This window comes from Halomonas alimentaria, from assembly GCF_009902005.1.
GTDB lineage: Bacteria > Pseudomonadota > Gammaproteobacteria > Pseudomonadales > Halomonadaceae > Halomonas > Halomonas alimentaria.
Genome location: NZ_WUTT01000001.1, coordinates 1,548,871 through 1,567,879 on the forward strand (window position 1 = coordinate 1,548,871; position 19,009 = coordinate 1,567,879).

Annotated in this window: 14 protein-coding genes; 7 read left to right on the forward strand and 7 right to left on the reverse strand. The window is 67.8% G+C overall.

Annotation, left to right across the window (positions count from 1 at the left end; translation table 11 throughout):
- Positions 1 to 651: 651 nt before the first annotated feature.
- From GRB96_RS07360 to GRB96_RS07375, 4 genes are read right to left on the reverse strand one after another with little or no spacing between them, the layout of a single operon-like run.
- Positions 652 to 3,498 carry an FAD-binding and (Fe-S)-binding domain-containing protein gene (locus GRB96_RS07360; RefSeq protein ID WP_161431535.1) on the reverse strand — a complete coding sequence of 949 codons (2,847 nt, stop codon included), beginning with the start codon at positions 3,496 to 3,498 and terminating at the stop codon, positions 652 to 654.
- Positions 3,495 to 4,175 (reverse strand): LutC/YkgG family protein, encoded by a 681-nt coding sequence (locus tag GRB96_RS07365; protein ID WP_161431536.1) that lies wholly within the window; start codon positions 4,173 to 4,175, stop codon positions 3,495 to 3,497. Before GRB96_RS07365 ends, GRB96_RS07360 begins: the two co-directional genes overlap by 4 nt.
- On the reverse strand, positions 4,175 to 5,647 hold the full coding sequence (locus GRB96_RS07370) for a LutB/LldF family L-lactate oxidation iron-sulfur protein (protein WP_161431537.1): 1,473 nt from the start codon (positions 5,645 to 5,647) through the stop codon (positions 4,175 to 4,177). Before GRB96_RS07370 ends, GRB96_RS07365 begins: the two co-directional genes overlap by 1 nt.
- Positions 5,644 to 6,399: a (Fe-S)-binding protein gene (locus GRB96_RS07375; protein ID WP_161431538.1), complete on the reverse strand. Its 756-nt coding sequence runs from the start codon at positions 6,397 to 6,399 to the stop codon at positions 5,644 to 5,646. Before GRB96_RS07375 ends, GRB96_RS07370 begins: the two co-directional genes overlap by 4 nt.
- A 310-nt stretch (positions 6,400 to 6,709) precedes the next feature.
- Between GRB96_RS07375 and GRB96_RS07380 the strand changes: the two genes are divergently transcribed.
- The 3 genes from GRB96_RS07380 to GRB96_RS07390 are packed head-to-tail and all read left to right on the forward strand — an operon-like array spanning position 6,710 to position 10,789.
- On the forward strand, positions 6,710 to 7,495 hold the full coding sequence (locus GRB96_RS07380; RefSeq protein ID WP_161431539.1) for a GntR family transcriptional regulator: 786 nt from the start codon (positions 6,710 to 6,712) through the stop codon (positions 7,493 to 7,495).
- A complete protein-coding gene (locus GRB96_RS07385) occupies positions 7,492 to 9,414 on the forward strand; it encodes a sensor histidine kinase (protein WP_161431540.1) in 1,923 nt (640 codons plus the stop codon). The genes GRB96_RS07380 and GRB96_RS07385 overlap by 4 nt, the downstream gene beginning before the upstream one ends.
- Positions 9,407 to 10,789, forward strand: a complete 1,383-nt coding sequence (locus tag GRB96_RS07390) for a sigma-54-dependent transcriptional regulator (RefSeq protein ID WP_161431541.1) — start codon at positions 9,407 to 9,409, stop codon at positions 10,787 to 10,789. Before GRB96_RS07385 ends, GRB96_RS07390 begins: the two co-directional genes overlap by 8 nt.
- On the opposite strand, the gene GRB96_RS07395 is transcribed toward GRB96_RS07390, so the two are convergent.
- The 3 genes from GRB96_RS07395 to GRB96_RS07405 all read right to left on the reverse strand — a co-directional run bounded on the left by GRB96_RS07395 (position 10,765) and on the right by GRB96_RS07405 (position 13,466).
- Positions 10,765 to 11,436, reverse strand: a complete 672-nt coding sequence (locus tag GRB96_RS07395; protein WP_161431542.1) for a metal-dependent hydrolase — start codon at positions 11,434 to 11,436, stop codon at positions 10,765 to 10,767. The genes GRB96_RS07390 and GRB96_RS07395 overlap by 25 nt on opposite strands.
- 110 nt (positions 11,437 to 11,546) lie before the next feature.
- Entirely contained in the window at positions 11,547 to 12,098 is a 552-nt protein-coding gene (locus tag GRB96_RS07400) for a gamma carbonic anhydrase family protein (RefSeq protein WP_161431543.1), read from the reverse strand.
- Between the two features lie 27 nt (positions 12,099 to 12,125).
- The gene (locus GRB96_RS07405) at positions 12,126 to 13,466 is read right to left on the reverse strand and encodes a sodium-dependent transporter (protein WP_161431544.1); all 1,341 of its coding nucleotides are present in this window, start codon (positions 13,464 to 13,466) and stop codon (positions 12,126 to 12,128) included.
- Between the two features lie 155 nt (positions 13,467 to 13,621).
- Here GRB96_RS07405 and prlC point away from each other — a divergent pair, with 155 nt between their 5' ends.
- The 4 genes from prlC to GRB96_RS07425 all read left to right on the forward strand — a co-directional run bounded on the left by prlC (position 13,622) and on the right by GRB96_RS07425 (position 19,004).
- Complete coding sequence (gene prlC / locus GRB96_RS07410; RefSeq protein WP_161431545.1) at positions 13,622 to 15,670, forward strand: oligopeptidase A; 2,049 nt, start codon at positions 13,622 to 13,624, stop codon at positions 15,668 to 15,670.
- 51 nt (positions 15,671 to 15,721) lie between these two features.
- A complete protein-coding gene (locus GRB96_RS07415) occupies positions 15,722 to 15,967 on the forward strand; it encodes a YheV family putative zinc ribbon protein (protein ID WP_161431546.1) in 246 nt (81 codons plus the stop codon).
- Between the two features lies 1 nt (position 15,968).
- The gene (locus GRB96_RS07420; RefSeq protein WP_161431547.1) at positions 15,969 to 17,672 is read left to right on the forward strand and encodes a Na/Pi symporter; all 1,704 of its coding nucleotides are present in this window, start codon (positions 15,969 to 15,971) and stop codon (positions 17,670 to 17,672) included.
- Positions 17,673 to 18,020: 348 nt separating this feature from the next.
- Positions 18,021 to 19,004, forward strand: coding sequence for a TAXI family TRAP transporter solute-binding subunit (locus GRB96_RS07425; RefSeq protein ID WP_161431548.1), 984 nt, complete (start codon positions 18,021 to 18,023; stop codon positions 19,002 to 19,004).
- Positions 19,005 to 19,009 lie beyond the last annotated feature (5 nt).

Consider the following 19,009-nt stretch of genomic DNA (forward strand, 5'->3'; position numbering starts at 1 on the left):
ACATGTGGCTCAAGGCTCAAACGTTCTCAAATAGATCCGAAGATCTATGACGAGTCGCTTGCCTTGATGGTTCAATGATATGAATCACCGAGCCATCGACAAGCGCCCACATGAATTACCTGATCGATTGTTAAAGAGCGGCTTCAAACCCTGTCGAGTGAAGCGTCTCGCTTGCTGACGGCCGGAGCGAACTCCGTGTCGCCAGCGCCCTGCGAGGAAGGCGTATTCTACCGATTCGCCTCAGCGTGTCAAGCGGTGGTTGGCGATGCGCTGCATCCCGACCGTGTTCCCGCTGACCGCCCATCTCTTCCTGCCGAGATGGCTGCGAATAGAGCCCTCAGCGAGCCCTGTAGAACGAGTGACGCACATTCTACCTAACGTGCTGTGATTGTCAATCGGAATATTTCGAAGCAATTCGACCTGATTCGAAAATAATCCATGCAGAACAATCACTTCTGCCACCTCCACCGCCTGCAACGTGTGCCCGTCGCCGGCAGCGGATGCGTACTTTACGGATCCGCGAGCCGGGGCGCAAGCCCTTCCGGTAAAAAAGTTCCAGGAACCTCTCCGAAAGGCGAAGACGGCACGACCACTGTCATCCACACCCCTCCACCCGCAGGGGTTGTGGATAGCTCCTCTCGCCGTGCCTGGCTACCGGCTGGCACGGTCGAGCAGCGCGAGTATCGAACGATACGGGATGCCCCCATGCTGGGACAGTCCGATCTCGCAGGTCCGTGAGTTGGAGTAGCCCGCACTGCAGTCGACCACCTGCTCCGCCAGTCCGGCGAGTGCCGAGGCATTGAGTTCCGGCACGCTGAACCCCTTGTCGCCGGCGAAACCGCAGCAGGTAACCTCCGCGGGCACCACCACCTCGCTGGCACAGGCCCGCGCCAGGGCTATCATCTTCTCGCCCAACCCCATCCGCGTGCTGGAGCAGGTCACGTGGACTGCGATCCGCTCCTGGAGTGGCCGAATGGTCAGGCGCGGCAGCAGGTGATCATGGGCGAAGGTGACGGGCTCATGCAGCGCGAGGCAAGCATCGAGGCTCTCCTGCATCTGCAGGGTGCAGGGGCTGGTATCGCAGAGGATCGGATAGCGGCCGTTCTCGCTGGCGGCAAGCAGTTCGCGATTGAGCTCGCGCCCCTTGTGCTCCGCCTCGTCGAACTGCCCCTTGGAACGGAAGGCCATGCCGCAGCAGAGACTATCGACCCGTTCGGGAATCACCACCGCGAACCCGGCCCTGTCGAGCAGCGCCAGGGTGATCTCCATCACCGAGCGCGACTCTCCGGCGTCGCGACGGTCGGCGCCGAACATGCGAGTCGCACAGCTGGGCAGGTAGACCACCCGGGGGCGATCATCGCCCGCATCCGGCAACTCACCCAGCACGCGCACCGGCGCGGCCCCGGGCAGTGCCGGCGTCCACAGCGGTACACGCTCGCCGCTCAGGCGACGCGCGCCGCGGGCCGCACGCGACATCAGTGAATCGCCCATCAGCTTGTTTACCGCCCCTGCGGCCCGCAGCGAGCCTCGCGCCAGCCGGGTGACACCGTCGAAGTGGCGGCCGATGCGGCGCGCCAATCCGGCACGCTGGCTCAGGCGCCGTCGACGCATGTCACGCACCAGATCTCCGGTATTGATCCCTACCGGACACTGGGTCTCGCACAGGCCGTCCACCGCGCAGGTGGCATCCACATGATAGGCAAGGCCCCCACGCAGTGATGCCAGGCGCACCGCATCCGCCTCACCTGCCGAGTCACCCAGCGCCTCGAGGCGTGCCACCTCGCGGGTGATAACGATGCGCTGGCGCGGCGTCAGGGTCAGGTCCCTGGACGGACAGACATGCTCGCAGAAGCCACACTCGATGCACTTGTCGACGATCTCGTGGGCCGCTGGCAAGGGCTTGAGGTTCTCCAGGTGCAGGGTCGGGTTGCGGCTCAGGATCACCTCGGGGTTGAGCTGGTTCTCGGGGTCGAAGAGCGCCTTGATCTCCCACATCAGCGCATAGGCCTCGGGGCCCCACTCCAGCTCCACATAGGGCGCCATGTTGCGTCCGGTACCATGCTCGGCCTTGAGCGAACCGCCATACTCGACCCCAACCAGCTGCGCCACCTCGTCCATCAGCGCCTGGTAGCGCTCGACTTCGCCGGGCTTCTCGAACCCCTGGGGAAAGACGAAGTGCAGGTTGCCCTCCAGGGCGTGGCCGAAGAGGATCGCCTCCGCATAGCCGTGGCGGTGGAAGGTCTCGGTCAGTGCCAGCACGCCTTCGTCGAGACGCTCGATGGGAAAGGCCACGTCCTCGATGATCACCGTGGTGCCGGTGTCGCGCACCGCCCCCACCGCGGGGAACAGGCCCTTGCGGATCTTCCAGTAGAGGGCGTAGCGATCGGTATCGCGGGTGAAGGTGACCGGTTCCAGGGTACGGATACCCTCCAGCGTCCCCTGCACCTCGTCCATGCGCGCGGCCAGGTCGGCATCGTCGTGGCCTCGCACGTCGATCAGCAGCGCCGCCGCCCCGTCGGGGAGCGTGCGCAGCACCTCGGGCATGCCTGCCTCGCGCTCCACCGAGCGCAGCGCGGCACGATCCATCAGCTCCACGGCGGAGACCGGCGAACGCTTAAGGGCGATGGTGGCCCGGCAGGTGGTGGCCATGTCCGGGAAGAAGGCCAGCGCCGCCGCCTTGTGGGGTTCATCCACCACGGTCTGGTAGGTGATGGCGCTGATGAATCCGAGGGTGCCCTCGGAGCCGATCATCAGGTGCTTGAGGATCTCGATGCCGTCGCTGAAGTCGACCAGGCTGTTGAGGGCATAGCCGGTGGTGTTCTTGAGCCGGTACTTGTGGCGGATCCTCTCGGCCAGTTCGGCATTGCCCTGGGTCTCGGCGGCAAGGCGCTCGAGCCCCGCCAGCAGCTCGGCGTGGCTGCCGCGGAAGGCCGCCACGCTCTCGGGGTCGGCGGTATCCAGCAGGCTGCCGTCGGCGAGGATCACGCGCAGGTCACGCACGGTGCGATAGCTGTTCTGGGCGGTGCCACAGCACATGCCGGAGGCGTTGTTGGCGGCGATGCCACCGATCATGCAGCTGTTGATGGAGGCCGGGTCCGGGCCGATCTTGCGTCCGAAGGGGGCGAGCAACTGGTTGGCCCGAGCGCCGATCACCCCGGGCTGCAGGCGGATCGCCCGCCCCTCGTCGAGCAGCTCATGGCCGCGCCAGCCGTGCCCCAGCTGGATCAGCACCGAGTCGGTGACCGCCTGGCCGGAAAGCGAGGTGCCGGCGGCGCGAAAGGTCACCGGCAGCCGTCGGGCCCGGCATTCGGCCAGGATCACGCGCAGCTCCGCCTCGCTCTCGGGGCGCACCACCAGCCTCGGCACCAGGCGATAGAAGCTGGCATCGGTGCCGTACGCCAGGGTGCGCAGCGGATCGTCTATCAGCTGCTCTGCAGGCAACGAGGCCGCCAGGGCGGCCTTCAGCTCCCGGTAGGCCTCGGCGCTCGGCCGGCTCATCGCGAGATCCCGGCGGAGTCACCGGCATGGCGCACGATGACCACCAGTTCACGCGGCCCGTGCACCCCGTAGGCCAGGGTCTGCTCGATATCGGCGGTCTTGCTGGGGCCCGAGATCAGCAGGGCGTTGGTCGGCATGCCATCGGCCCAGCCATGGCCCTCGACAACATCGAAGAAGGTGTCCGCAAGGGTATCGGCATCCAGCACGGCGATATGCAGCGGCGGTACCAGGCTGATCAGGCGTGGCTCGTCGGGGGTCGGCCACAGCCACAGGCTGCCGGTCTCGGCGATGGCCCCGCGGGTGGAGGTCAGGCCGGCATCGACGCTCTCGAACTGCTCGCGCTGCCACTGTTCGATATCGCGATCCACGTCGACCAGCTCCACGTCGGCATCGGCCAGGGCACTGCGGGCCTCGGCAGCCACTGGGTGCTGCTTGCCCAGCGCCAGCCGACGCACGCCCTTGTCGGCGAGCACCCCGGCCAGCGCCTCGGTCCAGCGAGCCTCGTCGACATGGACCACCTCGCCATGTACCGAGCCGATCCAGCGCTCGAAGCGCGCCAGGCGCTCCTCCTCGCTCCAGCCACGATTCGTCGCCACGGTGAAGTCGCTCTCCGGCGCACTCAGCGGTCCGTCGAGGCGCTCGCGCAGGCGCTTGAGAATGGCGTTGCGGGCACTCATCAGCGCTCCTCCTCGTGGCTTTTGCTGTTCGGCTCATGGCTCTTGCTCGCCTGATGCCGCTTGACCAGCGCATGCAGGGTGGTACTGGCCGGCTTGGGGGCGGTGCGGTAGTCGGTCCAGGCACCCAGCTTCGCGGGCGTCAATGCCCTGAGCTTTCCGGCCACTGCGGTGCCACTGCGCCAGGCGCCAGGGTGGGTGGCCAGCCACTGGAAGCCCTTCCAGGCGGCGACCTCCTTGCGAGTGCGCTTGATGCCGGCGCCGGGCACGTTGCCGCGCCCCTCGCCCACCGACTCCTTGCGCAGCCGCACCAGCAGGTCGGGGATCGGAATCTTCACCGGGCAGACCTCGCCACAGGCGCCGCACAGGCTGGAGGCGGTGGGCAGGTCCTTGGTCTCCTCGAGCCCCATCAGGTGGGGCGAGAGGATGCTGCCGATCGGGCCGGGGTAGGTGGTGCCGTAGGTGTGGCCGCCCACCCGGGTATAGACGGGGCAGTGGTTCATGCAGGCGCCGCAACGGATGCAGCGCAGGGTGTCGAGCAGTTCGTCATCCTGATAGATGCGCGAACGGCCGCTGTCCACCAGCACCAGGTGGACCTCCTTCGGCCCGTCGTGCTCGCCTTCCTTGCGCGGCGAGCTGATCATGTTGAAGTAGGTGGTGACGTGCTGGCCGGTGGCGGAGCGAGTCAGCAGGGCGTAGAGGGGCGGCACGTCGCGCAACTGCTCGACCACCTTCTCGATGCCGGTCACGGCGACGTGCACCGGCGGCACCGTGGTGGTCATGCGGCCGTTGCCCTCGTTCTCCACCAGGCAGAGGGTGCCGGTCTCGGCCACCGCGAAGTTGACCCCCGAGACCCCTACATCGGCAGCCATGAAGCGCTCGCGCAGCTGCTGCCGGGCCGCCGCGGTCATGTAGTCGACGTCGCGGGTGCGCTCGGTGCCGGTCTTGTCGTGCAGGATCTCGGAGATCTCATCGGTGTTGAGATGGATCGCCGGCATGATGATGTGCGAGGGAGTCTGCTGGTTGAGCTGCACCAGGTATTCGCCGAGATCGGACTCCAGCGCCTCGATGCCCGCCTCCTCCAGATGGGCGTTGAGGTGCATCTCCTCGGAGACCATCGACTTGCCCTTGATCACCGAGCGCGCCCCGTGGGACTCGCAGATCTCGCGGACGATACGGCACGCCTCGTCGCCATCCTCGGCCCAGTGCACGCGAATGCCGTTGGCCTCGCAGTTGGCCTCCAGCTGCTCGAGCAGGTCGGGCAGCCTGGCGAGCGCCCGCAGGCGGATATTGGCGCCCAGTTCGCGCAGGGTCTCGAGGTCCCAGTCATCGAAGCTGTCACGCCGCTTGGACATCAGGCCATCCATCGCCTTGCGGAAGTTGGCGCGGATCTGCGGATTGCCCAGGGCGTCGTGGGCCTGGCGATGGAACTCGCGCGGGGTGTATGTCTCCACGCCGGGGGTCTGTCCGCTCATGAGGTCCTCCGCCACAGGTAACTGGCGATATGCTCGCCCTGGATCGACTTGTTCAGCTTCTCGAAACGCCCGCCGATGTTCATCATGCAGCCGCAGTCGGAGGTCACGAAGCGTTTCGCCCCGCTGGCCTCGATGGCCTGGGTCTTGTCCTCCACCATGGCGGCGGAGACCTCGGGGTGACGCACCGCGAAGGTGCCACCGAAACCGCAGCACTCGGCGGCCCGCGCCTGCTCTACCAGCTCGACCTGGCCGAGCTTCGCCAGCAGCGCCGGCCCGGTCTCGGCCAGCCCCATCTCGCGGCGCGCACTGCAGGAGGTGTGCATCGCCACCTTCTCGGGCTCGCCGCGATCCTCCAGGTCAAGATGGCAGACATGGATCAGGAACTCGGTCAGCTCGAAGACGCGCCCGGCCACCTCCTCGGCCTTCGCCTCGAGGTCGCTGCCGGCGAAGAGCTGGGGGTAGTGGGTGCGCATCATGCCGCCGCAGGAGCCCGAGGGCACCACGATCGGCCAGGGCTCGGGGAAGAGATCGAGCTGGGCCGCCGCCACGGCACGCGCCTCATCGTGGTAGCCGGAGGTATAGGCCGGCTGGCCGCAACAGGTCTGGTCCTCGGGGAACAGCACCTCGATGCCCTCGCGCTCGAGCAGCCGGATGGCATCCATCCCGGCCTCGGGATAGAAGAGGTCGATCAGGCAGGTGCCGAACAGGTAGACCTTGTCCGGCCTCGGAGGGTAGAGCTTGACGGCGGTCATCGGCGGTTCCTTCAACAGCTGGCATGGTCGTCACTCTGGTAAAGTGGTAAAACCAATTTACCCGACGGATTCGGCGAACCTTACGGAGGCCGCCGCTACAGTGTCAAACGAGCGACGGGGTTTTTCTCGCCATATTGCGCTAGACTTTGGTCTACCCCAGCTCGGCATTATTACAAGCTTTTGAAATTCGGTAAGATATTCTCTCCTCCCCGGTAATCTCGCCACGCAGGATATTGGTATTACCAATATCCTGCAGTAAGATGTGGCCAAGCCTCCCCACCGAAACCTCGACCACCACCGGAGCCTCGCCATGGCCTACCCGCCCCTGCGCCAGCCGCGCCTGGCCGATGTGATCACCGAAAGACTCGAGGCGATGATCCTCGAGGGCAGCCTCCAGCCCGGACAGAAACTGCCACCCGAACGGGAACTGGCGGAGCGCTTCAGCGTATCGCGGCCCTCGCTGCGCGAAGCCATCCAGAAACTCGCTGCCCGAGGCCTGTTGATCAGCCGTCAGGGGGGCGGCACCTTCATCGGCGAGGAGCTCAAAAGCGGCTACAGCGACCCGCTGCTCGAGATGCTATCGCGTCACGGCGAGTTCCACCTGGACCTGCTGGAGTTCCGCGATGCCATGGAGGGCCTCTCCGCCTACTATGCCGCGCTGCGTTCGACGCCTACCGACAAGGCACTGCTGATCAAGCGCTTCGAGGAGCTGGAGGCGTGCTTCCAGGGGCACGACCCGGCCGAGGAGGCCAAGGCCGATGCCGCCTTCCACCTGGCCATCGCCGAGTCGGCACACAACGTGCTGCTGCTGCATACCATTCGCGGCATCTTCCATCTGCTGGAGAAGAGCATCGTCGACAACCTCGCTCACCTCTTCGAGAAGCCGGATGCCCGTCCCCAGCTGATGGTCCAGCACCGCGCACTGCTCGATGCCATTCTCGAGGGGCGCGCCGAGGATGCCCGGGCTCGCGCCCACGAACACCTGGTGTTTGTCGAGGAGGGGCTGCTCGAAGTGGAGCGTGCCGAGACCCGTGCCCAGCGCGCCCTGCGCCGCGCCCAGGCGATGCCGGCGCCACGCAGTGAAGGGAGCATATGACGGCGACGGGACACGCGCCGCGGCTGCCCAGGCGCTGGCGTCGCTGGCTGTGGCTGCTTGCGCCGCTGGGTCTCGCCCTGGTGACCTGGCAGGCCGCCGAGGTGGCGCGCCAGCAGGCACTGCAGGAGCTTCGCCAGGATGCCGATAACGAACTACGGCTCTCGGCCGCCGGACTGATCGGCCACCTCTCCCGCCACGACTACCTGCCCCGACTGCTGGCTTCCCGAGAGGCGGTACGCCGCTTCCTCTCCTCCCCGGAGAGCCAGGACCCCATGCCGCTCAACCGACTGCTCGACCGATTCCGGGCGGCCACCGGGGTGTCCGACATCTATCTTCTCGATCGCCACGCCGACACCCTGGCAGCCAGCAACTGGCAACGCCCCAACACCTTCATCGGCCAGAACTACGCGTTCCGCAGCTACTACAGCGACGCCATCGCCGGCCGCCCGGGGCGCTTCTACGGCCTCGGCGTGCAGTCACTGGAACGTGGCTACTACTTCTCTGCCCCGGTCTGGCTGGACAACACGTCCCCCGATGCCTCACCGGACGGGGTCATGGTGGTCAAGGTGCTGCTCGACGCTATTGAGGAGAGCTGGGCAGACCAGGACGCCGAGCTGCTGGTCACCGACGCCGACGACATCATCTTCATGGCCAGCCGGCCCGAGCTGCGCATGGCCTCGCTGGCGCCGCTCTCCACCGACGAGAGAAAGGCGCTGCTGGCCACCCGCCGCTATGCCGACGAGCCCCTCGAACACTCCGGCCTGGAGATCCTCGAATCAATGGGTGAACGCACTCGCCTGGTCGGCTTCAGCTCGGGACCGCTGGCCGGCGAGCGCTTCCTGGGCCTGCAGCGGTCGCTGCCCCAGCTCGGCTGGGAGATGCTGATCCTCAAGCCGCTGGACTCGGTGGCCCAGGCACAGTGGGTCTCTGCCCTCCTCGCCGGCGGACTCTACGGCATCGTGCTGCTGGGCGGCGGCTTTGGCTGGCAGCGCCTGCGGCTGCGCCGTGAGCGCGAACTGTTCGCCGAGCGCGAGCGGCATACCCTGGCTCGGGCCCGCGACGAGCTGGAGCGCAACGTGGCCAGCCGCACCCGCGACCTGGTCGAGACCAATCGCCGCCTCTCCGATGAGATCGAGGAGCGCAAGCGCGCCGAGGCAGACCTGCGCCGCACCCGCGACGAACTGATCCAGGCAGCCAAGCTGGCGGTACTCGGCCAGCTGGCCGCGGGCATCAACCACGAGCTCAACCAGCCGCTGGCCGCTATCCGCGCCTACGCCGAGAATGCCCGTGCCTTCCTCGCTCGCGAGCGACGGGAGAGCGTCGACCGTAACCTGGCCGAGATCGTCGAGCTGACCGGACGCATGGCCGAGATCAGCGCCCAGCTGCGCCAATTCTCGCGCAAGGGCGATGAGCGGCGCAGTGCGGTGTCGGTCACCGACTGCTTCGAGTATGCCCTGCGCCTGTTCCAGACGCGGCTGCAGGAGACCGGCGTACGTGTGGAGCGACGCTTCCCCGCTTCGCCGGTATGGGTCAACGCCGACCCGGTGCGCCTGGAGCAGGTACTGGTCAACCTGATCGGCAACGCCCTCCAGGCCATGGCCGGGTGTGACAACCAGCAGCTGACGCTTCGGGTAGAGGCCGACAGCGCCCGCGTGCGGCTGATGGTGGAGGATAACGGGCCCGGCATTCCCCCGGAGCAGCTGACGCGGATCTTCGAGCCCTTCTTCACCACCAAGTCCCCGGGCAGCGGCCTGGGGCTTGGGCTCTCCATCTCATCGCGTATCATCGACGATCTGGGCGGCCGCCTGGGTGCCGAGAACCTCCCCGCAGGCGGCGCCCGCTTCACCATCCTGCTGCCTCAGGAGCACCTGACCCCCGCCCCGCCTTGCCCCGACCAGGAGAGCCTGCCCCATGCATGAAACGGTCGACACTCCGGTGATGGTCGTCGACGACGAGCTCCACCTGCGCATCAGTGCCGGCCAGACCCTGGAGCTGGCCGGCTATGCGCCGGCACCCTTCGCCAGTGCAGAGGCGGCCTTGCACGCCCTCGAGAGTGACTTCCCCGGCGTCATCGTCAGCGATATCCGCATGCCCGGCATGGACGGCATGGCGCTGCTGAGGGAGGTACGGCGCCGCGACCCCGACCTGCCGGTGATCCTGATCACCGGGCATGGCGACATCTCCACCGCCGTTGAAGCCATGCGCGAGGGGGCCTGGGACTTCCTGGAGAAGCCCTTCGCCGCCGAGCGGCTGGTGGAGGTAGTCCGCCGCGGGGTGGAGAAGCGTCGACTGAGCCTCGAGAACCGCCGGCTGCGCGCCGAGCTCGAGGCCCAGCAGGCCGCCCCCGGCCCCCGCCTGGTGGGGCGCACTCCGGCGATCCAGCGCCTGGCGGCCATGGTCCAGCGCATCAGCCAGGTGGAGGCCGACGTGCTGCTGTTCGGCGAGACCGGTGCCGGCAAGGACCTGGTGGCGCGCGCCATCCATGAGCGCAGCGGCCGTGCCGGCCACCCCTTCGTGGCGATCAACTGCGGCGCGGTGCCGGAGAGCACCATCGAGTCGGAGCTGTTCGGCCACGAGAAGGGTGCCTTCACCGGCGCCGTGGAGCGGCGCATCGGCAAGTTCGAGCACGCCAATGGCGGCACGGTGTTCCTCGACGAGATCGAATCGATGCCGCTCTCGCTGCAGGTCAAGCTGCTGCGGATACTGCAGGAGCGCAGCGTGGAGCGCCTGGGCGCCAACGTCCCGATCCCCCTGGACATCCGCGTGATCGCCGCCACCAAGGTGGATCTCAAGGCCGCCGCCGAGGCCGGCACCTTCCGCGAGGATCTCTACTATCGCCTCGACGTGGTCACCCTGCCGATCCCTCCGCTGCGCGAGCGACGCGAAGATATCCCGTTGCTGTTTCAGCACTTCGCGGTGGTGGCCGCCAATCGCAGCGGCCTGGAGGCACCGTCCCTGGACGCTTCCGGCATCTCCGCACTGCTCGCCCACGATTGGCCGGGCAACGTGCGTGAGCTGCGCAACCTCGCCGAACGCTATGTGCTGCTGGGGGCGGCCTTCGACTACCGGCTGGATGCCCTGCTGGCCGGGGCCGAGAGCGAGGCGGGCGAACTCCCGCTGCCCCAGCAGGTCGAGCTGTTCGAGAAGAGCCTGCTCGACCAGGCGCTGACCCGCCACCATGGCCGCGTCAGCGAGGTCAGCGAGCGGCTAGGCCTGCCGCGCAAGACCCTCTACGACAAGCTCCGGAAGTATGGCCTGCGCGCCGAGGACTATCGCCACAGCGCCGCGCCCTGATCGAGCAGCGTCAGCAGCGGTGTCCAGGCGGGCAACAGCGGCACCAGGCCGGCGATCAGCAGCAGCATCAGCACGGAGTTGCAGGGCTCCCGGTAGTCGAAGAGCTTGAAGGCGGTGCCGAAGGAGCGCTTGAGACGCGCTCCGGTGAGATCGACGCTGAACATCTCGTCGAGCAGCAGGTGTATGCAGAAGCCCAGCAGCACCGCCACTCCGTGGGACCAGGCCAGGCCTGGCTCCAGGAGCAGCAGGCGATGCCCGACGGCGCTGGTGGCCAGCGCACAGAGCAACCCTGCCAGCAGGGAGTGCCAGATCCCGCGATGCACCGAGAGGCGCTTGAAGACCGGACTCAGCAGGTAGCGCACACCGATGTAGATGCCGCCGCACGCCAGCAGCAGCCTCCCCGGCGTCAGCCAGGCCTGCATCAGCAGCGCGCCGGCCACCACCGCCAGCAGGGCCAGGGTGTTGAAGATGAGGCGCACGGCGTGGGAGTTGTCGGCGTCGATATCGGGAAGGATCCCGCCGAAGCTGGTCAGGGCCGCCACGGAGAGCGCCTCTGCCGGGCTCCAGAGCCCTGCCTGCCAGCCGCCCACGGCGAGCAGGGTGCCACCGCCCACGGCGGCAGTGAGATGGGTGCGAAAATCGGCCATGCGGTAACGGACTCCTGCGTCTCCGGCCATCCGATGCTGGATGAAAAACCAGCTGGACAAAAAACCAGATTATCGCCCGTTACCACATGGAAAAACAGGGGCTTAGAGGGTTATTCCGCCGCTGCCGCGAGGTAGTCGTCCTTGAGCCTGACATAGTTGCCGGCGGTATAGGGGAAGAACTTACGCTCCTTGTCCTTGAGCGGGCGCAGCGCCCTGGCCGGGTTACCGGCGTAGACATGGCCACCCTCCAGGTGCTTGCCCGGCGGCACCACGGCGCCGGCGGCGATGATCACCTCGTCCTCCACCACGGCGCCATCCATGACAATAGCCCCCATGCCCACCAGGATGCGGCTGCCCAGGGTGGCACCATGCAGGATCGCCTTGTGGCCGATGGTGACGTCGTCGCCGATGGTCAGCGGGAAGCCGCCGGGATTGAAGTCGCTGGCGTGGGTGATATGCAGCACGCAGCCATCCTGCACGCTGACCCGCGCGCCGATCCGGATGCGGTGCATGTCGCCACGGATTACCGCCATGGGCCAGACCGAACAGTCGTCGCCCAGCTCCACATCGCCGAGCACGAGGCTCGCCGGGTCGATATAGACCCGCTCAGCAAGGCTCGGGCGCTTGCCTTTCCAGGGCCGAATGGCCATCGACTCGCTCATCGGGATCTCCTCATCTTCGATCGGCGTTCAGATCAGTCCGGCCACCAATACTACCAGCGTCAGCGGAATGGCGACCCAGCGGGTCACCATGCGCCACAGGGTAAAGCCGCTGTCACCCACGCCCAGGGCGCGGCGTGCTGTGGCCTCCGGCACCACCCAGGCGGCGAAGATGGCGATCAGCAGGCCACCCAGGGGCAGGAAGACCTCCGGCGGGATGGTGCTGACCAGCTCGAAGCCGTTCATGCCGAACAGCGGGCGCCACTCGGCCAGGCTCGAGAACGAGAACACCGTCAGCAGCCCGAGCAGCCACACCGCCAGGCCCACCAGGGCCGCGGCGATACCACGCTTGAGGCCCAGGCCCTGCAGCGTAGAGACCATGGGCTCGGCCAGGTTGATCGACGAGGTCCAGGTGGCCAGCAGCAGCAGCAGGAAGAAGAGACTCAGCCACAGCGCACCCCAGGGCAGTTCGGCGAAGGCGATGGGCAGGGTGACGAACATCAGGCCGGGCCCCTCGCCGGGGTCCATGCCCTGGGAGAACACCACCGAGAAGATCGCGATGCCGGCCAGCAATGCCACGGTCACATCGAGCACCGCCACCGCCCCGACGGCCCGCGGCAGGCTCTGGTGGTCCGGCATGTAGGCGCCGTAGGCCATCAGCGCGCAGGCGCCCACCGCCAGGGTGAAGAAGGCGTGACCCATGGCATGCATCACCACCAGCGGGGTCACCGCCGAGAGGTCAGGCTGGAACAGCCACGCCAGGGCGGTGCCGAAACCGCTGGTGGTAGCGGCATAGCCCGCCAGCATCAGCAGCAGCAAATAGAGCAGCGGCATCAGCAGGTTGTTGAGGCGCTCCAGTCCCTTGGCCACCCCGGCGGCCACCACCAGCATGGTCATGGCCAGGAACAGGGTGTGGTTGAGGGTCATGCGCCCCGGGTCAGCCAGGAAGGCATCGAAGCCGGCGCCAATCTCGGCGGGGGCGGCACCGCGGAAGTCGCCATTGATGGAGGCCACCAGAAACTCGATGGACCAGCCGGAGACCACCGAGTAGAAGGAGAGGATGCAGAACACAGTGAAGGCGCCGAACAGCCCCAGCAGACGCCAGTGACGGCTGGCGCCGGCGGCCGCCGCCAGGTGCCCCAGCGAACCTACCGGACTGCGTCGCCCGGCACGGCCCACCATGATCTCGGCCATCATCACCGGCAGCCCCAGCAGCAGCACGAAGGCCACATAGAGCACCAGGAAGGCCGCCCCGCCGTTCTCGCCGGTGATGTAGGGGAAACGCCAGATGTTGCCCAACCCCACCGCCGCCCCGGTTACCGCCAGGATAAAGGCGCGCCGCGTGCTCCAGCGCTCCAGCGTCTCGCTCATCGTTGCTACTCCCGAAATACGGCGTGCGGGATCCCGCACGCATGAAAGCCCGCAAGCCTAGCAGCCCGCCCCCACACGGCAAACCCTGCCACCGATTGAAACTCGCCCCGCGCGCCCTCATCTTGAGAGCATTAATCCCCTGATTCGAGGTGCGCATGCCCCGCAACCCCCTGCTCGAGACCCATGAGCTTCCCCCCTTCGAGGCCATCCGCCCCGAGCACGTGGTGCCGGCCATCGACGAGCTGCTCGCCGAGAACCGCCATGCCATCGAGGCGCTGGTCGAGCGGGCCGAAAGTGAGCCGCCCCGTTGGGAGAGCCTGGCCGCACCGCTGGAGTCGCTCAACGACCGTCTGTCGCGCGCCTGGTCGCCGGTCTCCCACCTCAACGGCACCATGAACAATCCCGAGCTGCGCGAGGCCTACCAGGCCTGCCTGGGCAAGCTCTCCGAGTACAGCACCTGGTTGGGCCAGCACGAGGGGCTGTTCCGTGCCTGGCAGGCGCTGAAGGAAGGGGCTGCCTGGGAGACGCTGGACGACGCCCAGCGTCGTACCGTGGAGAACACCCTGCGCGACTTCCGCCTCGCCGGCGTCGACCTGCCCACCGAGAAGAAGCGCCGCTACGGCGAGATCAAGGCACGCCTCTCCGAGCTCTCCAACACCTTTTCCAACCAGCTGCTCGACGCCACCCAGGCCTGGCACCTGGACCTGGCCGACGAGTCACGGCTTGCCGGCCTGCCCGAGAGCGCCCTGGCCACCCTGCGCGCCAACGCCGAGGCCAAGGGGGTCGCGGGCTATCGCATCTCCCTGGACTTCCCCAGCTTCTTCCCGGTAGTCACCTACGCCGAAGACCGCGAGCTGCGCCGCGAGGTCTACACCGCCTTCGTCACCCGCGCATCAGACCAGGGCCCCCACGCCGGCCAGTATGACAACGCCCCGCTGATGGAGGAGATCCTCGCCCTGCGCCACGAGCTGGCCGAGCTGCTGGGCTTCGCCACTTACGCCGACTATTCGCTTGAAACCAAGATGGCCGAGTCCCCGGCCGAGGCCCAGACCTTCCTCGAGGACCTGGCCCGGCGCGCCGTGCCCCAGGCACGCGAGGAGTTCGCCGAACTCGAGGCCTTCGCCCGCGAGCGGCTGGGCATGGCCGAGCTCGCCCCCTGGGATATCGGCTACGCCAGCGAGAAGCTTCGCGAGGAGCGCCACGACATCAACGAGGAGCAGCTGCGCCCCTACTTCCCCGCGCCGCAGGTGGTGGATGGCCTGTTCCGGGTGGTGGAGCGGCTGTTCGGCGTCACCTTCGCCGAGGACGAGAGTGCCCCGCGCTACCATCCGGACGTGCGCTTCTTCCGTATCATGGAGCAGGGCGAGCCCATCGCCGGATTCTACCTCGACCTCTACGCCCGCGAGGGCAAGCGCGGCGGCGCCTGGATGGACGAGTGCCGGGTGCGCCGCCACGAAGGCGACTCCCTGCAGTTGCCGGTGGCCTACCTGACCTGCAACTTCACCCGCCCGGTGGGGGAGCGGCCGGCGCTGCTCACCCACGACGAGGTGACCACCCTGTTCCACGAGTTCGGCCACGGCCTGCACCACATGCTGACCCGACAGACCATCGCCGATATCTCCGGGATCAACGGCGTGGCCTGGGATGCCGTGGAGCTGCCCAGCCAGTTCATGGAGAACTACTGCTGGGAGCGCGAGGGGCTCGACCTGATCGCCGGCCATGTCGACAGCGGCGAACCGCTGCCCGCCGAGCTGCTCGAGAAGCTCCAGGCGGCCCGCAACTTCCAGTCCGCCATGGGCATGGTGCGCCAGCTGGAGTTCTCGCTGTTCGACCTGCGCCTGCACCATGAGCTTGCGGCCCCCTCCGCCGCCGAGATCCAGGCACTGCTCGACGCGGTGCGCGATGCCATCTCGGTGGTGCCCAGGGCCGACTTCAACCGCTTCCAGAACGGCTTCGGCCATATCTTCGCCGGCGGCTACGCGGCCGGCTACTACAGCTACAAGTGGGCCGAGGTGCTCTCCGCCGATGCCTGGAGTGCCTTCGAGGAAGCGGGTATCTTCGATCCCGAGACCGGACACCGCTTCCGCACCGAGATCCTCGAGCGGGGTGGCTCCCGCGACGCCGCCGAGCTGTTCCAGGCCTTCCGCGGCCGTGCGCCCAGCGTCGAGCCACTGCTGCGCCACAGCGGTATCCGCGCCAGCTGATCCTTCGCCATACACGCCTCGGCCCACGGGCCGAGGCCTACAGGAGTCCCCATGGCCGTCCAGAAACGCTTTATCGCCGGCGCCATCTGCCCGCGCTGCGCCGAGATGGACCGCATCCGCAGCTGGGAGCAGAACGGCATCCGCTACCGCGAGTGCGTCAGCTGCGACTTCTTCGAGCAGCTGCCCATCGAGGAGCAGGCTGCCCCGGAGCTGACCACCCGCGTCAACCGCCCCCACCAGGAGGACACCGCCGAGGACTTCCAGACCGTCAAGATCCTCGACCCCAAGGGACGCTGAGGTGACCCGCCAGGGAGTGGCGCGGGCCCTGCTGTCGCGACGCCGGCAGCTGGAGGCGCTGGGCCTGGCCGCAGCCGCCGCCCTGCTGCTGGCGCGCCCCGACCTGGCCACCCTGGCCGCCGGGCTGGGGCTCTTCCTGTGGGGCATGACCCGCCTGCAGGAGGCCATCAAGCGCCTCTCCGGTGGCACCCTCGACCGCTGGCTGCATGCCGCCACCTCGAAGCCCCTGCGCGCCATCGGCGTGGGGGCGGCGGCCACCGCCCTGGTGCAGTCCAGCTCGCTGGTCACCCTGCTCGCCATGTCCTTCGTGGGTGCCGGGCTGGTCGCCCTGCCCGGCGCCATCGCCCTGCTGTTCGGCGCCAACCTCGGCACCACCACTGGCGCCTGGCTGATCGCCGCCTTCGGCCTGCGCTTCGACCTGGCGGCCTTCGCCATGCCCTTCCTGGCCATCGGCCTGCTCGGTTCCCGGCTGCTGGACGACGGCCGCGCGGCCATCGCCGGGCTGCTGCTGGGCGTGGGCCTGCTGTTCCTCGGCATCGACTTCATGAAGCTGGGCTTCGCCGCCTGGCAGGACGGACTCTCGCTGGACGGCCTGGCCGGCGGCAGCGCCTGGCACTGGCCGCTGTTCGTGCTCTTCGGGGTGCTGGCCACGGTGGTGATGCAGTCGAGCCACGCCACCCTGCTGATCACCCTGGCGGCACTGGCAGGGGGACAGCTGCCCTACCTGCCCGCCCTTGCGGTGGCCATCGGCGCCAACGTCGGCACCACGGTAACCGCGGTGCTGGGGGCGCTGGGCTCGGGGGCCCCGGCCAGGCGACTGGCCGGCGCTCACGTGGCCTTCAACCTGGTCACCGCCGCCGTGGCCCTGGCCCTGCTGGTGCCGCTGGCCTGGGTGGTGGACCAGCTGGGGGCGTTTATCGGCCTGGCAGAGGATGCCTGGCCGCTCAAGCTGGCGCTCTTCCACACCCTGTTCAACCTGCTCGGCATCCTGCTGATGCTGCCCTGGATCCCGCGCCTGGCGACACGCCTCGAGCGCCTCTTCCCGCTGCCGACCCACCTCCTGCCGGCCCAGGCCCGCTATCTGACGCCGGCCGCGCTGCAGCACGCCGATACCGCCATGGCCGCCATGGAGCAGGAGTGCCATCGCCTCAATCGCCGCGCCTACCACCTGCTCTGCTCGGCCATCCTGGTGCCCAGCGCCGAGGCGATCGGCCACCCACCCTCCCGCGAGGTAGTCGAGCGCCCTATCGCCCCCGAGGACTGGCCGACGGTCAACGCCCGCTACCATGAGCGGATCAAGCCGCTGATGGCGGAGATCCTCGATTTCTACGCGCGCATCGACGAGCCGCTGACCGATCAGCAGCAGGCCCGCCTCGAGACCCTCTACGCCCGCACCCTGCGCATGGTCGAGGCGGTACGCTTCGGCGAGGTGCTCCAGCGCAGCCTGCTGCGCCACGCCGCCCCGGCAAGCCCCCTGCGCGCGGCCCACGACGAGATCCGCCTCGCCCTCGCCCAGGGCCTCAACCGCCTGGCCAACGACCCCGAGGCCAGCGATATCGCCGGGCCCATCGACGAGGTGCGCCAGCGCTGGCAGCGCCGCCTGGCGGAGCACCTGCGCGAACATCGCCTGGATCCCTGGCTCGCCTCCTCGTTGCTGAACGACCTGCACCAGGCCAGCCGGCTGATCGGCGCCCTGGCGGCGTAGCGCCACTCTCACCTGCCCAACAGCGCTTTCCAGTGATGACGACAGACATGTGCGGATTTCCGCACACTGCCGACGACCCAGCGTGCGAAAAACCGCCCCTTCGACGCCGGAGGGAATTCGACCAAGGTCGGACAAATGCTTTTCAATTGACTGATATCAAAGCCTTTCCAGGCAGATGGTCCGACCCTTGCTATATTCATTGCTGTGTAGCGGAATGAACGCCCTACGTTGAAAGCCGCGCCCCGACGCCGACGGCATGCCCGACAGGAGCTGCCAGACTGAGAGGGCTTCTGCCGGGCGCCAGACACCCGGGACATCACCAACGACAACATGCAATGGAGTCACGCCATGCGTCTTCTCTCCACCAAGCTGCTCGCCGGCACCGTCGCCGGCACCCTGCTGGTCGCCGCCTCGGCCTCCGCCCAGGATCGCAGCGACTGGCCAGACAACTTTACCGTGGGCACCGCCAGCCAGGGCGGCACCTACTTCGTCTATGGCTCCGGCTGGGCCAACCTGATCGCCGACGAGCTGGGCATCTCCGGCGGCGGCGAGGTCACCGGCGGCCCCAACCAGAACCTCGCCCTGGTGCACACCGGTGAGCTGGCCCTGGGCCTGACCACCATGGGCCCCGCCGCCGAGGCCCTGGCCGGCGAGAGCCCGCTGGCTCCCGGCGTGCCGATGGACAACGTCTGTGCGCTGTTCCCGATGTACGAGACCCCGTTCTCCATCACCGCCCTGTCCGACAGCGGCATCGAATCGATCGCCGACATTCCCGACGGCGCCAGCATCGGCTTCGGCCCGGCGGCCTCCACTTCCGACACCTACTTCCCGGCCATCCTCGAGGAGCTGGGCGTCGACTTCGAGCGCCGCAACGGCGGCTGGAACGACCTGGGCGGCCAGCTGCAGGACGGCCTGATCGATGTCATCGCCTTCGCCGCCGGCATCCCGATCCCCGCGGTCAGCCAGCTCGAGGTGCAGACCGACATCAACATCGTCGAGTTCACCGAAGAGGAGCAGGCCCAGGTCCTCGAGGCGTTCCCGGTCTCGCCGTTCATGATCCCGGCCAGCACCTACCAGACCCTCGAGGAGGACGCCCGCGCCGTCTCCATGTGGAACTTCACCATCGCCGGCTGTGATCTGCCCGAGGACTTCGTCTACGAGATCACCAAGCTGAGCATGGAGAACAACGACAAGATGATGGACGTCCACCGCAGCGCCGCCACCAGCATCCCGGAAAACATCCAGTACAACACCGTGCTGCCGTTCCACCCGGGCGCCGTGCGCTGGTATGAGGAAAACGGCCACGAGATCCCCGACGATCTGAAGCTGTAAGCCGT

Coding starts and splice junctions, on each gene's coding strand:
- GRB96_RS07405 (WP_161431544.1), bottom strand. CDS start 13,466: ATGAGCGAGACGCTGGAGCGCTGGAGCACGCGGCGCGCCTTTATCCTG.
- GRB96_RS07380 (WP_161431539.1), top strand. CDS start 6,710: ATGGCCTACCCGCCCCTGCGCCAGCCGCGCCTGGCCGATGTGATCACC.
- GRB96_RS07360 (WP_161431535.1), bottom strand. CDS start 3,498: ATGAGCCGGCCGAGCGCCGAGGCCTACCGGGAGCTGAAGGCCGCCCTG.
- GRB96_RS07370 (WP_161431537.1), bottom strand. CDS start 5,647: ATGAGCGGACAGACCCCCGGCGTGGAGACATACACCCCGCGCGAGTTC.
- GRB96_RS07400 (WP_161431543.1), bottom strand. CDS start 12,098: ATGAGCGAGTCGATGGCCATTCGGCCCTGGAAAGGCAAGCGCCCGAGC.
- GRB96_RS07395 (WP_161431542.1), bottom strand. CDS start 11,436: ATGGCCGATTTTCGCACCCATCTCACTGCCGCCGTGGGCGGTGGCACC.
- GRB96_RS07375 (WP_161431538.1), bottom strand. CDS start 6,399: ATGACCGCCGTCAAGCTCTACCCTCCGAGGCCGGACAAGGTCTACCTG.
- GRB96_RS07390 (WP_161431541.1), top strand. CDS start 9,407: ATGCATGAAACGGTCGACACTCCGGTGATGGTCGTCGACGACGAGCTC.
- GRB96_RS07425 (WP_161431548.1), top strand. CDS start 18,021: ATGCGTCTTCTCTCCACCAAGCTGCTCGCCGGCACCGTCGCCGGCACC.
- GRB96_RS07415 (WP_161431546.1), top strand. CDS start 15,722: ATGGCCGTCCAGAAACGCTTTATCGCCGGCGCCATCTGCCCGCGCTGC.
- GRB96_RS07365 (WP_161431536.1), bottom strand. CDS start 4,175: ATGAGTGCCCGCAACGCCATTCTCAAGCGCCTGCGCGAGCGCCTCGAC.
- prlC (WP_161431545.1), top strand. CDS start 13,622: ATGCCCCGCAACCCCCTGCTCGAGACCCATGAGCTTCCCCCCTTCGAG.
- GRB96_RS07385 (WP_161431540.1), top strand. CDS start 7,492: ATGACGGCGACGGGACACGCGCCGCGGCTGCCCAGGCGCTGGCGTCGC.